At 63.3% G+C, this 24,374-nt stretch carries 19 protein-coding genes, 2 tRNA genes and 1 pseudogene; 16 read left to right on the top strand and 6 right to left on the bottom strand.

Annotated elements, in window-relative coordinates; genetic code table 11:
• The first annotated feature begins 148 nt into the window (after nt 1-148).
• The gene (gene galE / locus F8S13_12085) at nt 149-1,132 is read left to right on the top strand and encodes a UDP-glucose 4-epimerase GalE (protein KAB8142973.1); all 984 of its coding nucleotides are present in this window, start codon (nt 149-151) and stop codon (nt 1,130-1,132) included.
• 175 nt (nt 1,133-1,307) lie between these two features.
• A complete protein-coding gene (locus F8S13_12080) occupies nt 1,308-1,862 on the top strand; it encodes a type 1 glutamine amidotransferase (GenBank protein KAB8142972.1) in 555 nt (184 codons plus the stop codon).
• A gap of 62 nt (nt 1,863-1,924) precedes the next feature.
• Here the strand turns inward: F8S13_12080 and F8S13_12075 are convergent, their stop codons facing one another.
• A complete protein-coding gene (locus F8S13_12075) occupies nt 1,925-2,221 on the bottom strand; it encodes a hypothetical protein (GenBank protein ID KAB8142971.1) in 297 nt (98 codons plus the stop codon).
• Nucleotides 2,222-2,304: 83 nt separating this feature from the next.
• Here F8S13_12075 and F8S13_12070 point away from each other — a divergent pair, with 83 nt between their 5' ends.
• From F8S13_12070 to F8S13_12055, 4 genes and pseudogenes are all read left to right on the top strand, one after another.
• Complete coding sequence (locus F8S13_12070) at nt 2,305-2,511, top strand: hypothetical protein (protein KAB8142970.1); 207 nt, start codon at nt 2,305-2,307, stop codon at nt 2,509-2,511.
• Between the two features lie 597 nt (nt 2,512-3,108).
• A complete protein-coding gene (locus tag F8S13_12065) occupies nt 3,109-4,146 on the top strand; it encodes a methyltransferase (GenBank protein KAB8142969.1) in 1,038 nt (345 codons plus the stop codon).
• 275 nt (nt 4,147-4,421) lie between these two features.
• Nucleotides 4,422-5,294, top strand: coding sequence for an STAS domain-containing protein (locus tag F8S13_12060; protein ID KAB8142968.1), 873 nt, complete (start codon nt 4,422-4,424; stop codon nt 5,292-5,294).
• 431 nt (nt 5,295-5,725) lie between these two features.
• Nucleotides 5,726-5,809: pseudogene (locus F8S13_12055) on the top strand (energy transducer TonB).
• A 1,363-nt stretch (nt 5,810-7,172) separates the two neighbouring features.
• Here the strand turns inward: F8S13_12055 and F8S13_12050 are convergent.
• The gene (locus F8S13_12050) at nt 7,173-9,542 is read right to left on the bottom strand and encodes an N-acetylmuramoyl-L-alanine amidase (protein KAB8142967.1); all 2,370 of its coding nucleotides are present in this window, start codon (nt 9,540-9,542) and stop codon (nt 7,173-7,175) included.
• 85 nt (nt 9,543-9,627) lie between these two features.
• Nucleotides 9,628-11,685 (bottom strand): hypothetical protein, encoded by a 2,058-nt coding sequence (locus tag F8S13_12045; protein ID KAB8142966.1) that lies wholly within the window; start codon nt 11,683-11,685, stop codon nt 9,628-9,630.
• 339 nt (nt 11,686-12,024) lie between these two features.
• Between F8S13_12045 and F8S13_12040 the strand changes: the two genes are divergently transcribed.
• Both F8S13_12040 and F8S13_12035 read left to right on the top strand, forming a co-directional pair.
• Nucleotides 12,025-12,110: transfer RNA gene (locus F8S13_12040), tRNA-Leu, on the top strand.
• A 33-nt stretch (nt 12,111-12,143) separates the two neighbouring features.
• A tRNA-Pro gene (locus F8S13_12035) sits at nt 12,144-12,220 on the top strand.
• A 74-nt stretch (nt 12,221-12,294) separates the two neighbouring features.
• Here F8S13_12035 and F8S13_12030 read toward each other — a convergent pair.
• From F8S13_12030 to F8S13_12020, 3 genes are all read right to left on the bottom strand, one after another.
• Complete coding sequence (locus F8S13_12030; protein ID KAB8142965.1) at nt 12,295-12,573, bottom strand: helix-turn-helix domain-containing protein; 279 nt, start codon at nt 12,571-12,573, stop codon at nt 12,295-12,297.
• A gap of 554 nt (nt 12,574-13,127) precedes the next feature.
• Nucleotides 13,128-14,003 (bottom strand): tyrosine-type recombinase/integrase, encoded by an 876-nt coding sequence (locus F8S13_12025; protein KAB8142964.1) that lies wholly within the window; start codon nt 14,001-14,003, stop codon nt 13,128-13,130.
• 91 nt (nt 14,004-14,094) lie between these two features.
• On the bottom strand, nt 14,095-15,006 hold the full coding sequence (locus F8S13_12020; protein ID KAB8142963.1) for a hypothetical protein: 912 nt from the start codon (nt 15,004-15,006) through the stop codon (nt 14,095-14,097).
• 215 nt (nt 15,007-15,221) lie between these two features.
• Here F8S13_12020 and F8S13_12015 point away from each other — a divergent pair, with 215 nt between their 5' ends.
• From F8S13_12015 to F8S13_11980, 8 genes are all read left to right on the top strand, one after another.
• The gene (locus F8S13_12015) at nt 15,222-15,407 is read left to right on the top strand and encodes a hypothetical protein (GenBank protein KAB8142962.1); all 186 of its coding nucleotides are present in this window, start codon (nt 15,222-15,224) and stop codon (nt 15,405-15,407) included.
• Nucleotides 15,408-15,677: 270 nt separating this feature from the next.
• Nucleotides 15,678-15,890, top strand: a complete 213-nt coding sequence (locus tag F8S13_12010) for a hypothetical protein (protein KAB8142961.1) — start codon at nt 15,678-15,680, stop codon at nt 15,888-15,890.
• A gap of 327 nt (nt 15,891-16,217) precedes the next feature.
• Nucleotides 16,218-17,570 (top strand): NlpC/P60 family protein, encoded by a 1,353-nt coding sequence (locus F8S13_12005; GenBank protein KAB8142960.1) that lies wholly within the window; start codon nt 16,218-16,220, stop codon nt 17,568-17,570.
• On the top strand, nt 17,567-19,771 hold the full coding sequence (locus F8S13_12000; protein ID KAB8142959.1) for a hypothetical protein: 2,205 nt from the start codon (nt 17,567-17,569) through the stop codon (nt 19,769-19,771). The genes F8S13_12005 and F8S13_12000 overlap by 4 nt, the downstream gene beginning before the upstream one ends.
• A 95-nt stretch (nt 19,772-19,866) precedes the next feature.
• Complete coding sequence (locus tag F8S13_11995) at nt 19,867-20,079, top strand: hypothetical protein (GenBank protein KAB8142958.1); 213 nt, start codon at nt 19,867-19,869, stop codon at nt 20,077-20,079.
• A 12-nt stretch (nt 20,080-20,091) separates the two neighbouring features.
• Complete coding sequence (locus F8S13_11990; protein KAB8142957.1) at nt 20,092-20,274, top strand: hypothetical protein; 183 nt, start codon at nt 20,092-20,094, stop codon at nt 20,272-20,274.
• A 306-nt stretch (nt 20,275-20,580) separates the two neighbouring features.
• Entirely contained in the window at nt 20,581-22,257 is a 1,677-nt protein-coding gene (locus F8S13_11985) for a DNA translocase FtsK (protein KAB8142956.1), read from the top strand.
• Entirely contained in the window at nt 22,254-24,176 is a 1,923-nt protein-coding gene (locus F8S13_11980; GenBank protein ID KAB8142955.1) for a hypothetical protein, read from the top strand. Before F8S13_11985 ends, F8S13_11980 begins: the two co-directional genes overlap by 4 nt.
• Nucleotides 24,177-24,374 lie beyond the last annotated feature (198 nt).

The raw sequence follows: 24,374 nt of genomic DNA, 5'->3' as shown, positions 1-24,374 counted from the left end.
CCTTCAGGCAGTGTTTATCCTGCCCGATCCATCGTTGGTCGGGGTGCAGCTCGGCCACAGGGCCGATTGTTTGCCCGTGGTACAATCGCCCGAGCCGAGATGTTCGGCGCTACTGCTGCGGCGATGGCAGCAACTGAAGGAGCATGCAGTGAAAGTTCTTGTGACCGGCGGTGCCGGATATATTGGCAGCGTGACATCGGCGGAGCTGCTGGCGGCGGGGCACGAGGTGGTGGTGTTCGATAATCTCTACCAGGGCCATGCTGCGGCGGTGCCCGCTGGCGCGGCTTTCGTGCAGGGCGATCTGCACAACCCCGCCGATATCGAGCGGCTGTTTGCCGAGCACAAGGGTATCGACGGTATCATGCACTTCGCGTCCTACACGCTGGTGGGCGAGAGCATGCAGAAGCCCGCTAAGTACCTGCGCGACAACCTGGTGGCGGGCGTGAATCTGCTGGATCAGGCCGTGGCCAATGGCGTGAGCCGCTTCATTCTTTCATCCACCGCCAATCTGTTTGAGAACCCCACCAAGCTGCCAATCGAGCCGGATGAGCACATCGAGCCAGGCTCGCCCTATGGCGAGTCGAAGTTTTTTCTTGAGCGCTGCCTGCACTGGTACGAGAAGATCTACGGCCTGCGCCACGCCTGCCTGCGCTACTTTAATGCCTCGGGCGACACCCCCGACCGTGGCGAGGACCACGATCCCGAGACGCACCTCATCCCGATTGTGCTGCAGGTGGCGCTCGGCCAGCGCGAGAAGATCACGATCTTCGGTGGCGACTACCCCACCCGCGATGGCTCGTGCGTGCGTGACTACGTGCACGTGGTCGACCTTGCCTCGGCCCATATTCTGGCCTTGGATGCGATCGGACGCATCGGCAGCCGCAAGTACAACCTGGGCAACGGCAGGGGCTTCAGCAATATCGAGGTGGTCGAGGCCGCCCGCAAGGTCACGGGCCACCCCATCCCCTACGACATCGGCCCGCGCCGCCCCGGCGACCCCGCCGAGCTGATCGCCAGCTCCACCAAGCTGCGCGAAGAGCTGGGCTGGCAGCCCAAATACCCCACCATCGACGATATTGTGGCCTCGGCCTGGGAGTGGCACCGCACCCACCCCCACGGCTACGCCAAGTAGCGCCTGCGCAGTCTCGTTCGTCGGGCCGGATGCGTGCTGGGGCGCGCATCCGGCATGGTGCGCCCGCCCCATGGCATGCCATGTGCAATGCGTGGATGGGTAGGCTTGCCCGCGCGGTTGGTGCGCGGGTTGAGAATCGACATAACGCATCAATGACGAGCGAGAGGAGCAACGAATGCCAGCGAATCTTTCCGGAAAGACCGTAGCTATCTTGGTGGCCGAGGGCTTTGAGCAGAGCGAGATGGTCGAGCCGCGCAAGGCGCTTGCCCAGGCCGGGGCCAAGACCCAGATCATCTCGCTGAAGCCTGGGTCGGTGCAGGGCTGGCGGCATTTTGATAAGGCCGAGAGCTTCGCGGTGGATGCCACCGTGGAGACCGCCCGCGCCGAGGACTACGACGCGCTACTGCTGCCCGGCGGCGTGGCCAACCCCGACCAGTTGCGCGTCAGCGAACCGGCGGTGGCCTTCGTGCGCGGTTTCTTTGCGGCGGGCAAGCCGGTGGCGGCGATCTGCCACGCGCCCTGGTCGCTGATCGAGGCCGATGTGGTGCGCGGGCGCAGGCTTACATCCTGGCCTTCGCTGAAGACCGACCTGCAGAACGCCGGGGCGACTTGGGTCGACGAGGAGGTGGTGACGGATAAGGGCTTGGTGACCAGCCGCAAGCCTGATGATATCCCCGCCTTCAACCAGAAGATGATCGAGGAGTTTGCCGAGGGCATCCACGCTCACTAGCATATAGCTTCAATCATTCCAGCAGCGGCCTCAGACCTATGGTCTGGGGTCGCTGCTGCATGCTAGGCCTGCACACGGAAGGTGACGAGCATGGCCAGCACAAACAGCGCTAGATAGATCCATGGGAAGGCGATCACGCCGATGGTAAGCGCCTGGCCCCAGAGGCTGTTGGCCACCCACGCCAAGATACCCGCCCCGACAAATACTACCGGCACGCCGAGCGCCGCCACCAGCAGCGCCGGTGCCCACGGCACCTGCATGTTGGCAATGCTGATCACGCTCCCTGTGGTGAGAAAGAAGCTGCCAAGCACGCCCAAGATGCAGAGGATGGTGTGGCCGATGAGGATGGCGATGTGCATGATGGGCTACCTTTGATAGATAGTGGCTTTTGCATATGAACGTGTGCCGGTGTCTTTTTTTCTCCAAGGCGTAGCAATCAGATATGTGCTGCTGTGGGTTTTTTGTGAGGTCGGGTGAACGAAGCGTTGGGTCGGGTGAACGAAGCGTTGGGTCGGGTGAACGAAGCGTTGGGTCGGGTGAACGAAGCGTTGGGTCGGGTGAACGAAGCGTTGGGTCGAGTGAACGAAGCGTTGGGTCGAGTGAACGAAGCGTTGGGTCGGGTGAACGAAGCGTTGGGTCGAGTGGATGAAGCGTTGGGTCGAGTGAACGAAGCGTTGGGTCGGGTGAACGAAGCATTGGGTCGGGTGAACGAAGCATTGGGTCGGGTGAACGAAGCGTTGGGCCGATCAGCCCATGTGCTTAGAGCCTATATGTTTTACGTAGTCTTTGTGCTACGAAAAACGCTTTGCTGATTCCCATCCCTGATCCCCATGCTCCGTGCCCCTTCGTGTCTTCGCGTCTTCGTGGTATTTGTCCCCTTGGTGTCTTGCTGCCTTTGTGGTAAAAATGTTCTGCTGAACAAGAACGCATTGGCCCTACCCATATTCTTGATCAAAGCGCCTACACTGATCATGTTGCGATTGGCTCTTACTATTACCGCAAAAATAGGCACGGGATTACGAGAGATTGATGAGTTTGATCTGTTTTCTTTTTCCTGTCGAGTTAGGAAAAGATGTGCAAGCTGCCTACAACATCCTAAAAGAATGCAAGTATTGCGCATCCCAGTGCATAAGAGATGAGCGTTCGACGATCTGAGAAAGGCAACGGTTTAACGCCAGAACTATTTGTCCTATCAATTGTTTGCTTGCAAAAAAGTTAGGTCTATGCAAGAATAGCCTACCGTTGCATGCATGAAGATGAGGGGGCTATGCAAGAACGAGCACTTTCGCCCGCCGCAGTGGTGATGCAGATGAACAACACGATTGTTCCGCATCTATTGTACGTGGTTGTAGAGCTGGGGATTGCCGATCTGCTGGCGACGAAGCCCCAGACTGCCGACGAGCTAGCCCAGGCGACGGGCGCGCACGCACCTGCGCTGTTCCGCATGCTGCGTGGGCTAGCCAGCTATGGCTTGTTTACCCTCGACAGCGAGCAGCGTTTTGGGCTGACGCCCCTTGGCGAGGTGCTGCGGGCCGATCACCCCGAGTCGCTGGCCAGCAACATCCTCTATGTGAACCACCCCGAGACCCAGCGCATGCTGGGCGACAGCCTAAACGCGATCATGACCGGGCAGCAGGCTTTCGCGCATCTGCTGGGCACCGACGCGTTTTCGTACTACCGCGATCACCCCGAGGTTGGGCATCGCTTCAACCAGTTCATGAGCGATCAGTTCAACCAAGATGTGGCCTCGGTGGTCGCATGCTACGATTTTCAGCCCTACCGCCACGTGGTGGATGTGGGCGGCGGCATCGGCAGCTTCATTGTCGCCATCCTGCGCGCCAACCCACACATGCAGGGCACGCTCTTCGACGTGCCGTATAGCGCGCTAGCCGCACAGCAGGCCCTAGGCGACGCCGAGCTTGCCGATCGCTGCCGCTTTGTGGCGGGCGATTTCTTTCAGGCCGTGCCCGCTGGCGGCGACATCTACACGCTCAAGAATGTGGTGCACGACTGGGGTGACGAGCAGGCCATCGCACTGCTGCGGGCCTGCCACGCGGCCATGCAGCCGGGCAGCACGCTGCTGCTGATCGAGAACGTGTTTCCCGACCAGGGAGTGCCGACGCCGTATCTGGCCATATTCGACCTAGTGATGCTCACGCTGTACGGCGGGCACGAGCGCACAGCCCAGCAGTACCGCGATCTGCTAGCGGCGGCGGGCTTCCAGGTCGTGCGGATCATCCCCACCCATACAGCGGTGAGCATCATCGAGGCCCAGCTTCCCTAACGAGGTTGTTTGCGCAGGTAGAGGGGTATGATAGAATAAAGCAAGCCTAGAACATCTTCTTGAATTGAAGCGCACGTTTGGACAACTGATAGATGGCTATGATGCACAAAGGTCTGTTCAGGCAAGAAGCCTGTGCGGGCCTTTCTGGCGTTCTGCCTGGCCAGGTGTGCGCTGCCATGGGTGCTGCGAGCTTGCTCTGGCGCACCTTGCTGACATCGTTTATCCAACCCACAAGCCCAGCATCGCCATGATCTGGAGAATTGTAGATAACCCGCATGACATCGCATCCCGACATTGACACTACCGGCCCGGATCAGGAGACCATCGCTATCGATCTGCGCGAGGCTGCCGCGCTGCAGCGCGCCGCCGCCGTGCTCGACGCCATCGGCGACAAGGCCTCGTACCCTATCGCGGTGATGGAGGTCGCGTCGGCCAGCCAGAACACCCTGATCTACGCCAACGCCGAGACCTACAAGATGCTGCACTCCAAGCAGCATGCGGCCAAGATCGATTTTGAGCAGAACACCCAGGCCATGATCGGGCGGCAGCTGTGGGAGTGCGTGCAGCAAGGCCAGCCGCAGCAGCTTGAGGAGCATCTGCTGGTGGCCGGGCACGATGTGTGGACGCAGTCGATCTACACGCCCATCCTGCGCGAGCCGCCGCTGCTGCCATGGGTGGTGATCTCGTCGTTCGACATCAGCGAGCGCAAGCGCCGCGAGATCGAAGAGATCCGCAACCGCGAGATCGTGATCGAGAATCAGTCGCACGCTCTAGCCGAGCTTTCCACGCCGCTGCTGGCGATCAGCGAGCACGTGGTGGTGCTGCCGCTGATCGGCACGGTGGACTCGCGCCGCGCCCAGCAGATCATGGACACGCTGCTGAGCGGCATCTCGGAGACCAGCGCACAGGTGGCCATTCTCGACATCACCGGCGTGAGCGTGGTGGACACCCAGGTGGCCAACGCGATCATCCGCGCGGCCCAGGCCACGCGGCTGCTGGGCGCGCAGATCATCATCACGGGCATTCGCCCCGAGGTGGCGCAGACCCTGATCGGCCTGGGGATCGACCTCGGGGGGATCACCACCTGCGGCACGCTGCAGGCGGGCATCGCGCAGTCGCTGCAGCGCAGCGATCTGGTGCTGCGGTAGCGCCAGAAGCTCGATCTGGCCTGGTGATACCACTGTCGGTGCGAGCGCCCGTCATTCTTTGTAAAATAACGGATCTGTGATATCGGCACGCCTTTTGCTGATTGACGATCGGCGGAGCTTTATGGTACTTTTGAACTGCACATGCTTGCCTACATCGCAAGGAGCATACACTGATGCGAGTGTATACGAAGCGCAAGGGTTCAGAGTCCCCGCTTGACTCTTCGTTCGACTTTGGTTCCCCGTCCGGTGATTCCGCAGCAGCCGTGTCCGACACCGCCAACCTTGGCCACAGCTTTGGCCGCGTGCCCATGCACGGCCAGCCCGCCACCGCCGAGGCCGACAGCGCCGCGCCCACCATCCAGCTGAAGGCCACGCCCGACGCGGGCGGCGGCGGTGCCACACCCGCGCCCGCCCCTGTGCCCGTGGCCGGGCCAGCGCCCACGCCCACCGGCACGCCCACGCCCAAGAGCGCGGCCCCCGCGCCCACGGGCACCCCGGCCCCCGCGCCCACGCCCGCCACCGGCGTGACGGCGGAGAACTGGATGACCACGCTGCCCCGCGCCTCGCGCAAGAAGGGCGAGGGCATCAGCGTGACGCTTGGCTCGAAAGAGGTGAAGACCGACGCCACCGAGGTGGGCGAGTTCGACCGCCAAGGCTCGGAGACGGTGAAGGGTAAGGATGGCAAGAAGGTCAAGCAGGACTACGTCATCCACGCGCCCTCGCTGAGCAACGAGGAGAAGGGCCTGGCCACCGCGCTTACCGCCGAGCAGCAGGCCTTTGTGGATGAGGTGGTGAAGGCCCGCGAGGGCTTCGACACCAAGACCATGAACCTAGTGAAGTATCGCGGCCAGTACGGCTGGGAGCATAACGGCAGCACATCCACCGACGCCACCCCGACCTCGGTGCAGGGCCAGGCCGACGCCAGCACCCCCGAGGGCAAGGCCAAGCAGGCCGAGCAGTGGGTGTGGGAGGAGCTGCAGCACGAGGGCAACTCGGCCTCGATCAACGCCTACGACAGCCAGATGGTGACGTGGGGGCGCGGCCTGGGCGCGCGCACTGGCGGCCTGAACCCCACCATGACCGAGCTGTTCAAGGATGCCGACATCGCCGCCGCCTTCCGGAAGATCGGCGTGAGCTTCGAGAGCAACAAGTGGCTGGCGGTCAACACCGCGACCGGCGCGGTGGAGGAGGGCAACAACGCCCTGGCGATCATCCAGGCCAACCCGCACATCCTGGCGGCCATGGTCGAGATCGGCGAGGGCGAGGCCCACAAGCAGAAGGTCGCCGACGCGCAGTGGAAGGCGATCAAGGAGCACGGTACCGCCAAGGTTCCCAAGTACGCGCTCTCGTGGTCGAAGGAGCTGATCCAGATGGTGGCGCACATCACCCACTGGGGCCCGGCCTACGGCTGGCACTCGGCCAGCGCGGGCTACGAGGCGGCGGCGGGCGACGCGCTGCAGATCGTGCAGCACTTCTTGAAGAAGGCCTCGGGCGGCGCGAACAAGAACGGCGCGTACAGCGTGGTGAAGAACGGCCCCGAGACGCTGCGCAACCTGGAGCGCTGGGGCGGCGGCATCGGCCTGACAACGATCAAGGACAACTTCACCGATACCAAGATGTCCAGCGACGACATCCAGACCAGCGCAGACTACAGCGGGGCCTATATCATCAGCCACGCCGCAGCTGAGAAGGATGGCAAGACCCCCTGCTATGTGAAGAAGTAGCGCGCACGCCTTGCGATGGGGCAAGCATGGGGCCGGGTGTCACAGCGCTGTGGCACCTGGCCTTTTTTCGCGGCCACGCACCACGCGGTGCGAAAGAACGGGCCAGGTGATCGCATCACCTGGCCCGTGGTTGTGTGCGGATGTGGCGGGCGCTCTAGCGCTCGGGCACGCCGAAGGTGCTCGCGCCGCCACGGTTGCCCGCGTCGGTGGGGGCGCTGGGGAAGAGCGAGCGCTCGGCGATGATCGGCTGGGTGGCGCGCACCGTGGCCGAGATGGCGCGCTGGCCAGGGTAGAGCTGGTGCACCGCCATGGTGTAGCGCGAGCTGCCGGGCATCACCACGCCCTGCTGGGCGGTGCTGCCATCGGCCAGCACGAAGTCCACCGTCACCCGCGCCTGGTTCTTGCTGGGGTTGTTGAACAGCAGGTACTCCTGGAAGCCATCGCTGGTGCGGCCATCGGCGAAGCGCCAGGTGTAGGATGTGGTGGTGGTGCCGGGGGTGACGGTGCCCACACTGGTGTCGCGCCAGTACATGGCGCGCTCGGCGGCCACCGGGCGGTCGCTCTCGATCACCGTGGCCACGCCCAGCTGGGGCACGAACTCGTTGACGTTGATGGCCAGCCGCGAGGTGGGCGGCACCGCGTAGCGGCGGGTCAGCGACACGCCGTCGGCGTTCGAGAAGGTGACAGCCACGTTGGCGGGCTGGGCGTTGGGGTTCAGCACCAGCACGGCCATGGTGAACGGCGGCTGGGTGGTGCCCTCGGCGAAGTACCAGCGCTGGGCCAGCTGGGCCACGCCCGGCGCGGTGTGCACGCCGCCGCTGTTGGTGGTGCTGCCCGGCCCAAAGATCATGGTGCGCTCGGCCACGATCGGCTGGCTGGCGATCACGCGCGTGCCGAAGCCCACGCCGGGCAGCACGCTGTCCACCGCCACCACGCTGCGCTGCATCGGCGGGATCTCGACCTTCTGCTCGGCGGTGGTGCCGTCGCCCTTCATATAGGTGAGCGTGGCGCTCACCTGGGTGGCCTGCGGGTTGAACAGGGCCAGGTAGGTCTTGAATGAGCCGTCGGTGGAGCCCTCGGCGAAGTACCAGACGCGCTGGAGCATCTGCACGCCCGGGCTGGTGGTGATGTCGGTCTGGAAATCCATGAAGCGCTCGGCGATGATCGGCTGGTTGGCCTCCACGATCGCGGGCACATCGGTGGTGTCGCTGAAGATGCTGTTGATCTGCAGATCGTAGCGGCCATTGCCCTGCAGCGTCACCGTGCGCTCCTCGGCGGGGCCGGGCTGGCGCAGCAGGCGGAAGCGCACGCTGGCCGTGCTGGCGCTGGTGTTCAGCACCGACAGGCGCTCTTGGTAGTTGAAGGTGTTGCCCTCGGCGAAGTACCAGCGCGAGCGCACGGTGGCGGTGTCGGCGGCCTGGCGCAGGCTGGCGATCTGGCCCGCGAGCGCCGCCGATGGATCGGCCACGCCGGGCACGGCCTCGCTATGCGCCGCCACGTTGGCGCGGGCGCTGGTGCCGCTGCCGTTGGCCACGCTGTGCTGGCCGAGCGGCGCGATCTCGAAGGCCTCGCCGAGCCAGGCGATCAGGCTGGCCAGGGCGCGCTGCTGGGCCTCGCTGGCCGCGCCGCCGCCCACCAGCGCGATGTGGATGGCATCGTCGCCGCCCGCGAAGCGCGGGATGCTGGCGGTGGGGCCGCCCGCCTGGCCCTGCAGGATGTCGCCATCTGGCCCGACCACAAAGTGGTACGACAGATCGCCCCAGCCCAGCACCTCGGCCTGGTACGAGGCCACGGCGCGCAGGAACGAGAGCGTGTTGGTCACCGCTGCTGTGCTGCCGATCTGGTGGATGATGATGCCGTGTGGGGCCTGCCGCGAGATCTGCGGGCTGGCCGCCGCACCGCTCCAGTCGGCGCGCGGGATGATCTGCGGGGCTGGGGTGAGCGTAGCGGGGCCGAAGGGGGCCGCCACCCGCGTGAGCGCGGGCGAGAGCGTGGGGCCGCTGTTGCCGTTGAGGTAGCTTAGCTCTAGCTCCTGCACCACCGGCGAGGCGTTGAGCGCCTTGGCCTTGAAGCTGGCCCGCACCTGGAGGTACTGGCTCTCCTCGGGCAGGGCGATCAGCGACTCGGTGGCGAAGGCCCCGTCGGCGCTCTGCGAGCGGGCGTCGCTGGTGGGCAGCTGCTGCCAGTCGCCCAGAGTCTCTGGGGTGGGGCCGCCGCGCGCCTCAAGGCGTAGCTCGGCCTCGGCGGGCACGCTAGCCTGCCAGACCGCGCCGAGGGCGTTGGCGGGGAAGTCGGTCTTGGTGAGACCGGAGGTGTAGGTGCCCTCGATCTTGCCGTCGGCGAGCCGGATCTCGCCGTTGTCGTTGTTGGTTATCTGGATGCCTTCGGCAAGCCCGCCCTGCCACTCAACCACCGAGCTAAAGTGGACGCTGCCACGCTGGACTTTCGCCTGGGCGGCCGCGTGGGGCGCGGGGGCGATCAGCAGGGCGGCAGCAAGGACGGATAGCAGCAACGCGCGTCGCATAGGTACTCCGTATGTCGTTCATGCTCGGGCGCGGCTGGCGCACGTGTCGCCAGCCGCGCCCGAGTCGCAAGGGCAACAAAGCGCTTTATTGGTCGGCCTTCAGCGCATCGTCGTGGTAGGCGTTCGCCGAGTTGTAGAGCATCCAGCCCATCGTCGGGTCGAAGTCCTCGGTCGCGTCGATCTGCGCGCGCACCTCTTTGGCGGTGTACTCGATCACGCGATTGCCCTGCCATGGGTCGGTGTGATCCTGCAGCCAGGGCCGGTCGAGGGCGCGCTTGCCAGCGAACTGCGGCGCGGCCTCCTTCAGGCTACCCTGGATGACCTCGTAGGGGTGGGCGGTGGGGTTGTCGAAATCGAGGAAGCCGGGCCACCACAGCGAGGGGTAGATCATCGGGCAGATGTAGTCGGCGTAGGGGGCCATGCGCTCGATGTCCTGGCCGATCGGCAGCGAGCGCTTGAGCGCCACGCGGCCAAACACATCGATCGAGAAGAACGCACCGGCCTTGTTCAGGCGCGGGTGGGCGGTCTTCAGGAACTCGGTGAGGGTGTCGTACATCTTGTCGCCATCGGTGGTCGGGTCGATCGGCTCGGAGAACTGCAGCTTCTTCGCGTAGTCGGACAGATCGCCATACCAGTCGCTGAAGCGCACATAGTCGTAGTTGACCTCGTCGAAGCCGAGCTGGGCGGCCTCCTCGCCGAGCTGGATGTTGTACTCCCACACATTCTTATTGGTGGGGTCCAGGTAGGCGTAGCGGATGCCCGGGCCGGGGTAGTCGGCGTAGACCTTGCCGGTCTCGCGGTCCTTCACGGCCCACTCGGGCTTGGCATCGGCCAGCACGTTGTCGTGCGAGAACAGCTGCACGCGTGCGATGGTGTAGATGCCGCGCTTCTTGGCCTCGGCCAGGATCTTTTTCAAGTCCATGTAGTCGCGGCCTGTGCCCAGCTCCTTGGCCATGGGGGCCTGGGTGTCGTAGTAGACCTGGCCTAGGTCGTCGCGCAGGTCGGACTTGAGGTCGATGATGATCGTGTTCAGCTCGGTCTTGTCGATCATGCTGAAGTACTCATCGAACAGATAGTCGGCGCGCGCGCCCACGGCGGCGGTCACATACCAGGCCTTGGACTGGAAGGGCTCCAGCTTGATCTCGGTGGGCAGCTTGCCAGGGGTGATCTCGACCTCGGCGCGCTTGTAGCCGGGGGCCATCACATACAGCACGCCGCGCTCGGGCAGGCCCTCAAGGGTGAAGCTGCCGTCGGCGCTGTTCTTGATCTCCACCGAGGCCACGTCATCCGCGCCGATGGCGGTGCCCGCGAACACCGTGGCGAAGGCCACCGGCTTGCCGGTGGTGCCGTTCACCAGCGTGCCCTTCAGAATGTCGGGGCGCAGCGTGGCGTTGATCACCGTCTGCTTCTCGATCGGCTGCGAGAGCTGCGAGTAGCTGTCGGCGGTGATCTCAAGCGTGGCATTCTCGGGCACATTCGTCAGGCGGTAGCTGCCGTCGGCCCCGGTAGTGGCGGTGGCGTCGCCCGCCTTCACGCTGGCGTTGGCCAGCGCCGCGCCGGTGTACTGGTCGGTCACGGTGCCGCTCAGCACATTGGGGCGCACGGCCGCGTCCAGCGTTGCGGTGCGGCTCACCTCCTGTGTGAGGGTGGCGTGGTCGGCGGCGCTCACCGTCAGGCTGAACGCCTCGGGCAGGCCCTTGAGCGTGTAGCGGCCATCGGCCCCGGTGGTGGCACTGATGGCTGCGGTGGCCTGCACCACCGCCCCGGCCAGGGGCTGCGCGGTGAAGCTGTCGGTCACGGTGCCGCTCAGGGTGTTGGGGCGGATCTGGGTGTCGAGGGTGGCGGCTGGCTGCGCGGGCGTGGCGAGCTGGGGCTGCTGGCTCAGCGCCACGGTTGCAGGCTCATACCCATCCGCGCTGATCTGCATCGTATCGTTCTGGCTCCAACTGCCGATCTGGTACTTGCCCTGGGCATCGGCGCTGGCCGTGCCCCAGCCGACCTTCACCTGGGCGGCGACCGGCTTGCCCGTGTAGGCATCGGTGATCGTGCCAGTGAGCGGAACGCCAGCGCCACAGGCGGCGAGCGCCAGCGCGGCGAGCGATAGTGTCGAGACACGGATGGATCGGGGGACACGAATGGACATGGACCTTGCGCTCCTCACACGGGTTGAATGGTGTTTCAGGCGTCAGGGCGTGCTGTGTGCGTACACGCTTCTGAAGCATCAGGCTGCATTCTAGGCATCAAACGGGGCTATCATAAACGTTTGATAATGCCGTGTCAAGGGCGCGGCGACGCGGCGCTACGGGTCTTCATAGGCGGGCGAAAAATGCTGGGGGTTTCCTAAAGATCTGGTGGGCGGCGGGTATCATGTGGCGCGGCGCAGGCGTGGTCGCGCGGGCCATCCCTATGCGCTCGGCGGCGGCGCACTGGGGCCGATTTGACAAAACCTGGACTGTGGGCTATAATCCCGACCGTCGTCACTGCCGGAGTGGCGGAATGGCAGACGCGGCGGTCTCAAAAACCGCTAAGGGCAACCTTGTGTGGGTTCGACTCCCACCTTCGGCACCAGCCAACCACGGGGTTGCACAACCAAATACACGTCGGGGCGTGGCTCAGCCTGGTAGAGCGCAGCGTTCGGGTCGCTGAGGTCGGAGGTTCGAATCCTCTCGCCCCGACCATAAAGCCGTCAAGGTACGGCACCCGGCTGCATTCGTGAGACTTGCAAGGGAACACGAATGTGGCGTTCGGCGGCCTAGTGACTAGCAATAGTTACTAGGCCGTTAGCTTTTTTTCTCGCGGCATTCCGTTGCGGCCAACCTCCCTTTGGTGTCGGGAGTCCTTCGGCGGCGGCGCGGTCTGCGAAGGCTTCCAGATCGGCATGGAGAATAACCCATGTTGGTCGATGCTGGCCTGCTCCTGTGTTGGTAGCAGGGAGATCCCCTCGCTTGATGTAGAGCTGTATCGTCTGTCTACTAACCGTCCGCCCTAGTCGCTCACTGAGCCATTCAGCGGCTTTTGATGGGTTGTACATGCCTCCTCTTTTGGGTAACAGGCGGTTGCAGGCATACTATCATCTTGTGATTATGATGTCAAGCAAAAGCCGCCCATAAGGCGGGCGGCTTGTCTATAACAAGAGGCTCAACTATGCCACGGACGCGACCCACGACAGTGCGAGCGATGACCGGCGATACGCAGCCCCTCTACCCTGAAGACCTAGTACAAAGCACGCTACCGAACTTTGAACCCGCCCCCACCCCTATCACCACGCCTACCGCGCCTGCCCCTCGGGCAACCACAGGCGCACGCCGCACAACGTCGGGCACTCGCCAGAAGACCACCACCCGCACCACCGCAGCCCGCACCACCCGCAAGGCCACCACAAAAGCCAGGAAAAGCCGCCGATTTAGGTTCTTTGGCCGCTTTCCTAAACGCCTCGTAGAAAGTCTCTTTGGTGTTAGCATTTTTCTGGTTGCGCCTCTGCTTCGTTTCCATCTTGAAAAGTGGGGGGTATCCTCGGATTATTCCCTCTTAAGTGCGATTGGGATCATATTTGTGGTTTTCGTGATCCTTGTGAACTTCTTCTAGCTACCATGCGTTCATACCTGGGATGCTGATCACCGAATCGCGCAGCTGCTCGACATCCGCGCTCACGTAGATCTCTGTCTGCTTGAGCTGCGAGTGACCAAGCGCCTTGCTCACGGCGTAGACATCGTGTGACCCGCGCAGCGCGAAGGTTGCGAAGGTGTGCCGCAGCACGTGGGCGCTGAAGGGTATACCGCAGTTGGCCGCGCACATGCGGGCGATCTTGCCTATGCGTTCGGGGACGAGCTGCTGACGGTCGAGGCTGAAGATGGGGCCATTGTGCAGATCGTGGGCTTGCTGCTCCTGCCGCCAGCGCTCCAGCTCGTATTTTAGCTCGGGGTGGATCGGTATAGCCCGCCCTCTGCCCATCTTGGAGAGCTGAATAGCGATAGCGCCTGCTTTAAGATCGACATGCCGCCAGTGCAGCGCGGCAGCCTCCATGCAGCGCAGGCCTGCATACAGCAGGGTGATCATGAGCACGCGGTCGCGCCGCTGCTTGCGGGTCTCGCGGTGCTCGTTGAGGTAGCTCAAGAGGTTTCGCACTTCTTCCATAGAAAGCGCACGGGGGAGCGGCTGCGGCTTCTTGGGAGTCTTGAAGCCGACAGCAGGCGAAAGGGCCACATACGCTTGCTCGACGCTCCAGGCGTAGAAGGTTCGCAGGGTACAGAGCATGTTCGACCGTGCGGACACGCCCACATCGCGGGCGCGTACAAACCGTTGCAGGGTGCGCCGGTCGAGCTGGTGCCATACCAAGTTGTTTTCTTCGCACCAGCGGTCGAGCCGGTTTAGCTCCTGCTCGTGTTTGTGGATGGTGCCCCGCGCTCGGCCATTTATCCGCAAATCCATGCAGAACTCGTTGATAGCGTTCGTTAGATCCATGTGAAACCTCCGTGTGGTATAAGAATACACGGAAGGGTAGAAATTTCCACACGCGAATTATGTGCTTTTATAGCATGTTGTCAAGGGGCGTTTAGTCATTCTCTGATGACTTTGAAAAAATTGATGAGATGATCTTCATTTCATCAAAACTAATATTAGTTTTTGATTCATTTGTAAGATATGTTTTTAGTGTTTTGTTTACGGTTCTTATAATCATATCTGAAGATATATTTTCTTTAGATGATTCGTACATAATACACCTTATGGTATCCTTCCAAAAATCTAGCTCCTTTGTGTAGTCTGAAATTTTAGCAAGAAGTAATAATTTCATTTTTATAAAATCATTCATATACTGCTTGCTATCTTTATTTAAATCATCGATTTTTTGTATTAATGATCTTGATTCTTCTTTTGATTTCTCTAATTCTTTTTGTATTTCACTTCTTGTTTTTTTAATTTGTGAATTTAGTAAGAGGTTTGATATAATTATAAATATAAAATACATTGATGCACTAATGATCATATTGAATATAGCTTTATCCCAAGGGTACCTTGGAGAAGAAGATCTTTCTGTTGAAAGCTTTAAATCACTATAATTTGTAACCGATATTAAATTTAATTGATCTGCTGTGATAATAGGTATTAATAGATTTGTTGTATCTTTCGGTTTTATATTGGATATTGTTATTAAATCGGTTGATAAGTTTGTTAATAGATTTGATTTTTTCTCTATATAAACGGGTGATGTTGATATTGTATTTGATATGATAGTTGAAGAAGGTATTGTAATGGAAATACCTTGTATTTCTGAGTCTGAGTAGTTTGTTATGCTTATGTTTGCGTATTTATGATTAGAAACATCTATTATTGGTCCTATCTTTACATTCCCTGTTTCTTTAAATAAGTAACCTATTAGCAGGTTAACTAGGAATATTATTATTGATGGCAAGATTGCGCCGATTAGAGTCTGTCTGATCTCGGATAGTATAGTCTCGTTTTTCATACGTACTGCTCCTTGATTATTTGTGGTTCAAGTTCTATACGATTATATGCCTTCAAGGTTTCTTTTTCTACCTGTCTAGTAAGCTCGATAACCGCCATTATCGGACATGTGAGGCCCCTAACCGCAAGGGTAGGGGCCTATACGTGTTCTAGTACCTTTGTCTTACAAGAAAAGATATGAATGACAGGCCCTTCGAGATGTGATGTACTAGGGGCATGGAAACCACACCCTACACCACCACTACTGATCTGGCCAGCGCCTGGGTTGTCCCACTTCCGAGCGGGGCGCACGGGGCCGTAATCGCCACGGCCACGTATGGCGATGTGGTGCTGGCGCTGCTGCTTGCGGCGGTGCTGGCGCTGCTGATCGTTCAGCTGTGGCGGACACGGAGAACGGCATGATTACCCTGCTGCATCCGCTTACCCAATTCCTTGTTGGCATGAGTCTGGCGCTGGGCTGTGACGCCCTGCTGACCGGCATGCAAGCGTTTTTACGCGACACACTGGAGCGGAACGATGCTCGCTGATCTTGCCTACTTCGTGGCCGCTGTGGCGGGCAATGAGCTGTGGTGGCTGCTGGCGCTCGTGGTGCTCTTCACCATGGTGCTGGCCGTGCGGGATGGGGGGCTGTAGGGTGTTGGCGTGGTATACGACAGAAAGGACACCGTACCGATGGATGCCTTGCTGGATGTGGTGGAGTTCCTGATCAAGATCATGATGCTGTTCTGGGATTTCGCGGCGGGCATGATGATCCCCAAGCTGAACGAGGCGGGCACCGCCTACGATATCACGCTGCTGCACGTGGTCATCTGGGTGCCGATCCTCTTCGGCCTGGGCAAGCTGGGTATCTCCCTGGTCAAGACGATGATCCCTGCGCGAAAGTAGCCTGCTATGCGCGAGGTCATGCGCACCCTGATCGATGGGGTGATGGCATCAAGCATGGGGCCGTGGGTGACGGCAGCCTGTGTGGCGGGCCTCGCGATCTGGCTGGTGTTTATCCTGGCAGGCTCGAAGGGCGCAGACGAGTAGGAAAGGGCGGCTATGGCGCAGGCCGTAGCCGCTTTGGTGATCTATGGAGATGTTGCCGTTTGGACAGATTGGGGATGGGCTAGCTTATCTGACCGATCTTGTCCCGCACCTGGTCGAGACTGAGGCGGGCATGCTGGTCGTGATCCCGCTGTTCATCACCATGTTTTTTGGGATGATCCGCACATGCGTTACTGCCTTTTCGCTGCCCTAATCCTGCTGCTGCTGGTGGGCCTGGTCGGCCCCGCCCGCCCGCCGGTGGCCGCTGCCGCGCCACGCGGCCAGACCACCGCGCCCTGCTACGCGGCGGCGGTGGCTGCGCTCACCAAGCGCGGGGCGATCTACAGCCAGGGCGGCGAGCTGGCGGGCGACCCCATCGACCCTGTGACGCTTACACCCTACCCGCGCACGGGGCCGAATAGCTTTGACTGCTCCGGCCTGGTGTGGTGGGCCTACGCGCAAGCGGGCGTGACCATCGGCAGTACCACCTACCAGCAGCAGAACAACGGCGCGGCGATCCCCTGTACCCTGGCCGATCTGCGCGGCGCGGCGACTACCTGTTGGGCCGTGGGCGATCTGGCGTTCTTGCGCTACACCGGCGGGCAGCACGTGGCCATCTACGTGGGCGATGGCCTGTTCATGGACTGCTACAACCATGATACGGGCTGCATCTTGCATAACCCCGCCCTGGATGACTTCTACCAAGCGCACTGGTGGCAGGCGCGGCGCATTGTGGAGGGCTGCGCGGGGCTGACCACCAACCCCGGCACGCCCAGCGACCCCGCGCCGACCGCCCCCAGCTGGGAGGAAGTGCCGCCGCTGCTGCTGCCCATCGACCTGGCGTTTCCCTGGACGTGCAGCACGGCGGGCGGCACGGGCCAGACCGTGGCCCCCTATGCAGTGCCCCCAGATCAGTGGTGGGACATCCGGCTGTGGGTGGCCTGGCTGGCCGTGCAGATCTGGAACATCGGGGCCATGCCGGTGGTGTGCTGGCTGATCGCGCTGGCCAACGCAGCCTTGGCCGTGGTCGAGGTGGTGGTCAACGGCGTGGCCATCCTGAGCATCAACAGCCTGTGGCGGCTGCTGGTGTGGGTGGTGCAGCAGCTGGCGTTCTTCTGGGTGGGGGCCTCGGCGCTGCTCGACCGCGCACGGGTTGAACTATGGTTGGCGCTCGAACCCGTGGCGCAAGGGCTGGCCCAGCTGGCCAGCCTCGGCCCGCTGCTGGCTGACCTGGCGGCGTGGCTGTGGTCGCTGATCGTGGCGCTGTGGGATCTCCTGACGGCGGTGTTTGGGGCAGTGGCGTATGGCGTGGCCGTGCTCATGGCCGTGCTGCCCGAGCTGCTCATGGGCATGCTCAACCCGCAGCCAAACGAGCACGTGATCGCGCTGCAAACCAACATCTTTTTTTTGCTGTTCCGCGATAGCTTCCAAGGCTTTCTTGATTCGCGGTTGGGGTGGGTGTGGGGGGCGATCATCGCATTGGTGTATGTACAGTGCGCCCTCTGGGTGATCGGCGTGTTTAGCGAGGCCAATACATGAAATCACGCTTGGCGCTGCTGGTGGTGGTGCTTATGGGCCTGCTGGTGGGGCTGGCCAGGCCGGTGCAGGCCGCGCCGCTGCGGGCCTTTGCCACGTTCGACCCGCTCGACGCCGCCGACGATGTGGCGCTGGCCAGCTGGTCGGCCTCCTCGGCGGTGCGGGCCGGAACGGATCGCTACCATGTCCTGCTGGGCAGCATCGTGACCGTGCCAGGGGCCGCCTATCGCATCACCGTGGCGGTGTCCTACGGCAACACCAGCTATAACAACGTGAAGTGGGGCTATGCCGACACCAGCGCCGGATGTGTGGCCGATCTCTCGAACACGGATGCGACTGCGGCGGGCATGGCATCGGTCGGCAATGGGTCGTATGTGCTCTCAGGCGTGCCGCGCCGCTTGCAGGCGCTGGACGCCGCCGCCAGCAGCTGGCCGCAGGAGGGTGCAACCCTGTGCGTGTATGGCCTGATGCCCAGCCGCAACGGCGAGACGGCCAGCGCCACGATTAGCCGGATCAGCATGCCGATCCCGGAGGGGAATGCGTGGCTGTTCGCGCTGGGATCGGCCAAAGCGGCGGGTGATGCGGATCTGTTCCCCATGTTCCTGCACTTTCCACAGGGTACGGTGCAGCTGACCACCCATTTTCTGGACAGCGGTACGCCCAGCGTCTCGCTTGCGAATATTCTGGTGCAGTTGGGGTCGACGCCAGGCAATGTGGGGACGATCCCCACGGGGAATGGGAGCTATGCGCTGGGGGAGGGGGCCGTACTCGCGCTGTCGCTGCCTGGCGCGATGCGCTGGGTATCGATCACGATCAGCGGCGCGGCGCTGCCCACGGCGATTCCCACGAGTTCGGCCATTCCCGCGCCTGGTCAATGTGAGGATTACATCATCCGAGGCAGCGGCAGCGGCTCGATCCGCGATGGCGAGGTCATCCAGACCGTCGCGGGGGCGCTCACGATCAGCGATGGCAGCAAAAGCGCGACGGTGCCCGCCTACCCAAGCGCGGCGGTGGCTCCGTTGACGCTGGGTCTCGCGGGCAGTGGGAGCTACACGTTGACCGGCAATGGCACGCTGCGGATCTGCCCTGGTGCGCTGGCCACCACCACGGCCACGGCCACGCCGGTGGGCTGGGAAGAAGGCCACTGCATCGACATCGTGGCCGGTGCGGGCTATACCTCGTTCCCGCGCAACGCCGAGATCGCGGCCTATGGCAGCTGGACGCCCGCCAGCGCGGTGATCGAGATCGTGGGCAATGACCCCACAGATCGCGAGAACAGCGCGTTTACCTTCACCTCGACCAGCAGCAGCTATAGCTCGCTGGTGCCCAACTTCGCGCCGACCAAGGCGTTTGTGTACGGCAGTTGGGTCTATTCCTACAAAGTGCGGGTCGTGTCGGGCGGCACGCTGGCCGATGTGGCGTTCTCGGCGCTGAAGCTGTGCGCGTTCGGTGCGCCGGATGTGTTCCCGACGGGCACGCCGACGCGCACGCCCACGGCCACGCCCTGGCCGACCCCGCCACCGTACCCGACGCAGATCCCCTACCCGACTTGGCCAAGCTACGCCACGCCGCCGCCGTACCCGACGCAGATCCCGTACCCGACGCAGCGGCCCTACCTGACCCCGCCGCCGTACCCGACGCAGATCCCGTATCCAACGCAGCGGCCCTACCCGACGTACCCGCCGTGGCCATCGGTGGTGGTGCAGTTCCCCACGGCCACGGCCACGCCCGAGGGCGGCACGGCGGGCACCCTGCCGGGGCCATTCCCAACCGCCTGGATGCCGCAGCCCTACAACCCTACGGCGCTGCCCAGCAGCGGCCCGCCCGCGCTGCCAGGGCTGGGCACCGCGCCCACGTGGGGGCCGCTGCCGACCTGGGCGGCGGTGATAACCTCCACCTGGTCGCTGCCAGGTCAGGGCGTGGTGATCACGGCCACCATGGTGGCGCTGTTCGGGCCGGTCAAGACCATGACGGCGTGGAGCGAAACGACCTTTGGCCCCGACCCGTGGGCCAAGGGCGGGGCTGATGCCGCGCCGATTGCGGCGGAGATCGGCGGGGCCTTCGGCTGGCTGGGCGTGCTCTCGCTCTTCGAGCCGTTCGCGCCGCTGCTGCCGCCGCTGCTGATTATCTTCTTTGTGCGCCTGGTCAAGCTGATTATTTCGGTGGTGCGCTATGTTAAACAAATTCTTCCTGTGGTTGGCTAATCTGGTTGGCGATGAGATCGTTAGGGCGTATACTGTAGCGGTCATTCCCCTGCTGGTGCGCACGCTGCTGCGGCGGCGCTGGTGGAGGTGGTGAGATGGGCCGCACGCAGCGCCGGTACAAAGTGGTGGTGCTGGGGGCCGAGCCAGGCACGCCCGCAGCGGCCAGGGCGCAGCGGCCCGCCCCGCGCCGTGTGGGGCTGCTGGGGCGGCTCTGGCGGGCCTGGCGGGCTTGGTCGTGGAAACTGCAGCTGGCCAGCGGGTGTTTCCTGCTGGGGTCGGCCATCCTCTTGCACACCTTCACACGCTAAGGAATGACACCGATGAACATGAGCATTGTGATCTCAGCCCTGATCTGTAGTAGCCCCCTGCTGTTTGGGGCGGTCGGGTTCTACCTTGGGCGGTATGGCTCGCCCATCGTGGTGCGCTTCCAGCGGCCCCGCGACCGGCGGGCGATCCCGTCCGATGACTACGATGAGCCTGACGACCCCATGGATGCGGAGTAAGTGAGGTTTCCCCATGTACGTTGCTGCGATGAGTTCCCCTAAAGGCGCAGCGGGCCATGTCCTTGCGGCGATCCGTTCGTTTGTGTCCTCCGGCAATGCGACCCCGAGCTATACCGAGCTGAGTAACTACACTGGCTATAGCATTCAGACCATTCACAAAGTGGTGCATGTGTTGGTGCGTGATCACTACATCACCATGCAACCAGGGGGCTGTAGCCGCCCCCATCGCTATACGCTGATTGCCCCCGAGCGCCAGCGGGCGCGATATGCGGCGCGGCTAGCGGGGCTAATCCAATAAGGTGTGCCATGTGGTTTTTTCGCAAACGTCACCCGCTGGAGCTGGCCGCCGAATCGGCGGCCAACGTGATCCAGCACCAGCTCACGCGGTTGAACTTGGCTTATCGGGCCAAGAGCAAGCAGCATGGCGACGTGCTGCAACAAGTGGAGTTCGTGCAGCCCTTGATTGCGACCCCGCACGAGATCCGCATCGAGGTAGATGTATTGCGGTTGCCGCGTGGGGTCTCGATCACCGACCTGCGCAAGCCGGAGGTCTGCGAGACGCTGGCGGCGGCCTGCAAGTATCCAGTGAGAACCGACCACAAGAAGGGCAAGAACGGCGGGTTTTGGTTTGTGGTCGAGCTGCAAGAGCGCAGCGCCATACCGCGCCTGGTGCGCTTCGCGGAGATGGCCCTACCGCCCAATGCGCCGCCGCTGGCCTTGCCCATCGGCGTGGGCGTGAACGGCGCACAGCAGTGGGAAGACCTGCGCGACTTGCCCCACCTGCTGATCGCGGGTGCCACCAAGCAGGGCAAGAGCGTGATGGTGAACGCGCTGCTGTGCCAGCTGGCGGCGCGGCTGCCGCCCGAGCGGCTGCGGCTCTACCTCTGCGATCTGAAGGGCGGCATGGAGCTGGCCTTTTACGAGGATCTGCCGCACGTGGCGCAGTTCGTGACCCGCGCCGACGCGCTGCCCGCGATGCTGAAGCAGCTGCAAGAGGAGATGGAGCGGCGCACCGTCCTGATGCGCAAGAAGGCCCGCGACATCGACGGGTATAACTACCAGGTGGGGAAAGAAAAGGCGCTGCCCTATCTGGTGGTGGTGGTGGATGAGATCGCCAACGCCATGTTGAGCAGCGACAAAATCCAGCTGAATGGCGAGAAGCGCAGCATCTCCAGCGCCACCGAGGCGCTGTTGGCCGACCTGGCGGCGCGGGCTAGGGCCGTGGGCATCCACCTAATCATCTCCACGCAGCGGCCATCGGTGGATGTGGTGACGGGCCTGATTAAGGCCAACTTCCCCTGCCGGATTGCCTTTGGCACGGCCAGCGAAGTGGATTCGCGGGTGATTGTAGATGACAGCAGCGCCCATGGGCTTTCCCGTGGCCGCATGCGCTTCCGGCGCAATATGGAGCTGATCGAGCTGCAAGCGCCCTTGCTCACGGACAAGGATGTACGCGACCGCGTGGCCGCGATCTGCACCGGCGCGGCCCCCGCCGAAGCCACACCCGAGAGCGCCGAGGACAAGGCGCGGCGCGAGTGCGCCCTGCTGCTCCAGGTGGCCATGGCCGACTTCGGCGGCAAGTTTCCGATTAAAGAGCTATTCCGACATCCCACGATCCAGCGTGCCAAGATCGGGATGCACCGGCTAGAAGAACTCGCGCAGCGGCTCGAAGCAGAAAAGATTCTGAGCAAGGCGATTGCCCATCGTCCGCGCCGTATCAGGGCGCTTTCTCAGCAGCAGCAAGCCATATATGGCCAACGTGGCGCGTGGCGCGTGGCGCACGAATCTGCGACGAATCCCGACCCTGCGGCCCCGATCACGGATGAAATCGACCAGCTCACCGGCGAGGAGGCCCCCGCCCTCGACCAGCTCACCGGCGAGGAGGCCCCCGCCCTCGACCAGGTCGACCAGGAACCCGCCGACCAGGCCGACCAGGCCGCGCCCACACCGGCGCGGCGCTGGCGACGGGCGAGGGCGGCATGATCGAGGTGGTGCAGCTGCTGTTCTCGATTATGCAGCTCTTTTCCTCTTGGGTGTTGGGCGTGATGGTGCCGAGCGGGGGCGATATAACGCTGCTGCATGTGGCGGTGTGGGTGCCGAGCGTGGCCACGCTGCTGGCCGGTGGCGTCAAGGTGGTACGGTTCCTCGCCCGTCCGCGCCGCGCCCCGCCAGGTGCTGGCCCCGCGCCGCGCCCTCAACTGGCCCGCCGCCAGCGGCGCAGGCATCGCCGCGCCCGCGCCGCCGCGCCGACCACGCCCCGCCAGGTGCTGGCCCCCGCCGCCCCCCGCCAGGCGAAGCCGACCACGGCCCCCAATAGCCCGCAGCGCAGCCCCGAGGAGCGCGAGCGGGCCAAGGCCGAGCGCGAGGCCCAGCAGGCCGCAGCACGCGCCCAGCGGGCCGAGGAGCGCCGCGCCGCCCTCGCCCAGGCCCGCGCCCAGCGCGAGGCCCAGCAGGCCGCAGCACGCGCCCAGCGGGCCGAGGAGCGCCGCGCCCAACAGGAGCAGGCCCGCGCCCAGCGCGAGGCCCAACGCGCCCAGGAGACCGCCCAGCGGGCCGAGGAGCGCCGCGCCCAACAGGAGCAGGCCCGCGCCCAGCGCGAGGCCCAGCGGGCAGCCGAGCGCACCGAGCGGGCCGCAGCGCGGGAGCAGGCCCAGGCCGAGCGCCGCCGCAACCGCGCCGAGCGGCCACCCCGCCCACGTAAGGCCCACAGCGCGTCGGCCAGCGCCGAGACCCGCGCCTTTGGGGCCGACCCCAACAAGGTCTACCGCTTTCGCTACCGCCTCGTTGACCTTGACCAGCTCGTGACCTCGAACACCGATACCGGCGGGATCAACCCCGCCTATGATGCCCGCTTGCAGCCGCGCATGCGCGACCGCGCTGCCAGCCAGCAGCAGATCGACCGCGTGGCCCGCGCCATCGTGCCCGAATCGCTGCTGTGGGATTTTCACGCGCTGGACAAGGGAGCGCCCATCATCGGCGCAGATCGCCAGGTGGAAAGCGGCAATGGCCGTGTGCTGGCGCTGCGCCGCGCCCGTGCGGCCTATGGCGACCAGTGGGATGCCTACCAAGCGAAGCTACGCGCCACGCTGGCCGAGCGCGGGCTGGACGCCGCCGAGCTGGAAGGCATGGCCGCGCCGGTGCTCGTGCGCGAACGGCTCGACGAGGTCGACCGCGCCGCGTTCGCCCGCGAGGCCAACGCCCCGCCAGTGCTTCAGCTCTCGACCTTGGAAACGGCGCTTGTTGATAGCCAGCGTATGACCGAAGCCAGCTTGCTACAGCTTCAGGTCAGAGAGGATCAGAGCATTGACCAGGCACTACGCACCAAGGCCAACGCGCCGTTTGTGCGGGCCTTTGCCGACACCCTGAGCGACAACGAACAGGCCATTTTAATGCGCAAAGATGGCACCCTCTCGCAGATGGGCATCTGGCGGATCAAAGCCGCCGTGTTTACCAAGGTCTTTCCCGGCGCGAGCGGCCAGCGCCTGGCGGAAACCTTCCTAGAGAGTCTTGATAGCAATATCAAGAACTATGAATCGGCCATCGCGGGCACGCTGCCCGCCCTGGCCCGCGCCCAGGCGCTGATATCCAGCGGCCAGCGCGCCGCCGATCTTGACCTGGTGGCCGACGCCAGCGCCGCGCTCGACATGCTGGCCAGGCTGCGCGAGCAGGAGCTACCACCCGCCGTCTACGTCGAGCAGGCCACCATGTTTGACCGCGAGTTGACGCCCACCCAAGAGCGGCTGTTGCTCTACTTTGATACCATGGGCCGCAGCCAAAAGAAGATCCGCGCCTTCTTTACCAGCTACGCGCAGCTGATCGAGGACGCGCCCGCCGTGGGCCAAGCCGACCTGTTCGGCCCCGTCACCCTCAGCAGAGATCAGCTGCTGGATCGGCTGATCTAGAAAGGACAAAGCGATGACCGAAAAACCACGAAAAATCCCACCCCTACGCAAGAAGCAGCATTCATGGGCTAACACCGACCCCAACTCGCTGGCCGCTGCGCTCTTCCACCAGGAGATCGCCAAGGCCAGCGAGGAGGAGAAGGGCGAAGAGGGAGAGGAGGAGAGACAGCAAGAGAAGGAATAGAAAAGAGGCCCGCC

It is taken from the genome of Chloroflexia bacterium SDU3-3, assembly GCA_009268125.1.
In the GTDB taxonomy this organism is placed as follows: Bacteria; Chloroflexota; Chloroflexia; order Chloroflexales; family Roseiflexaceae; genus SDU3-3.
Note: the sequence above shows the minus strand (reverse complement) of the source record. Positions and strands in the feature narration are given on the sequence as shown.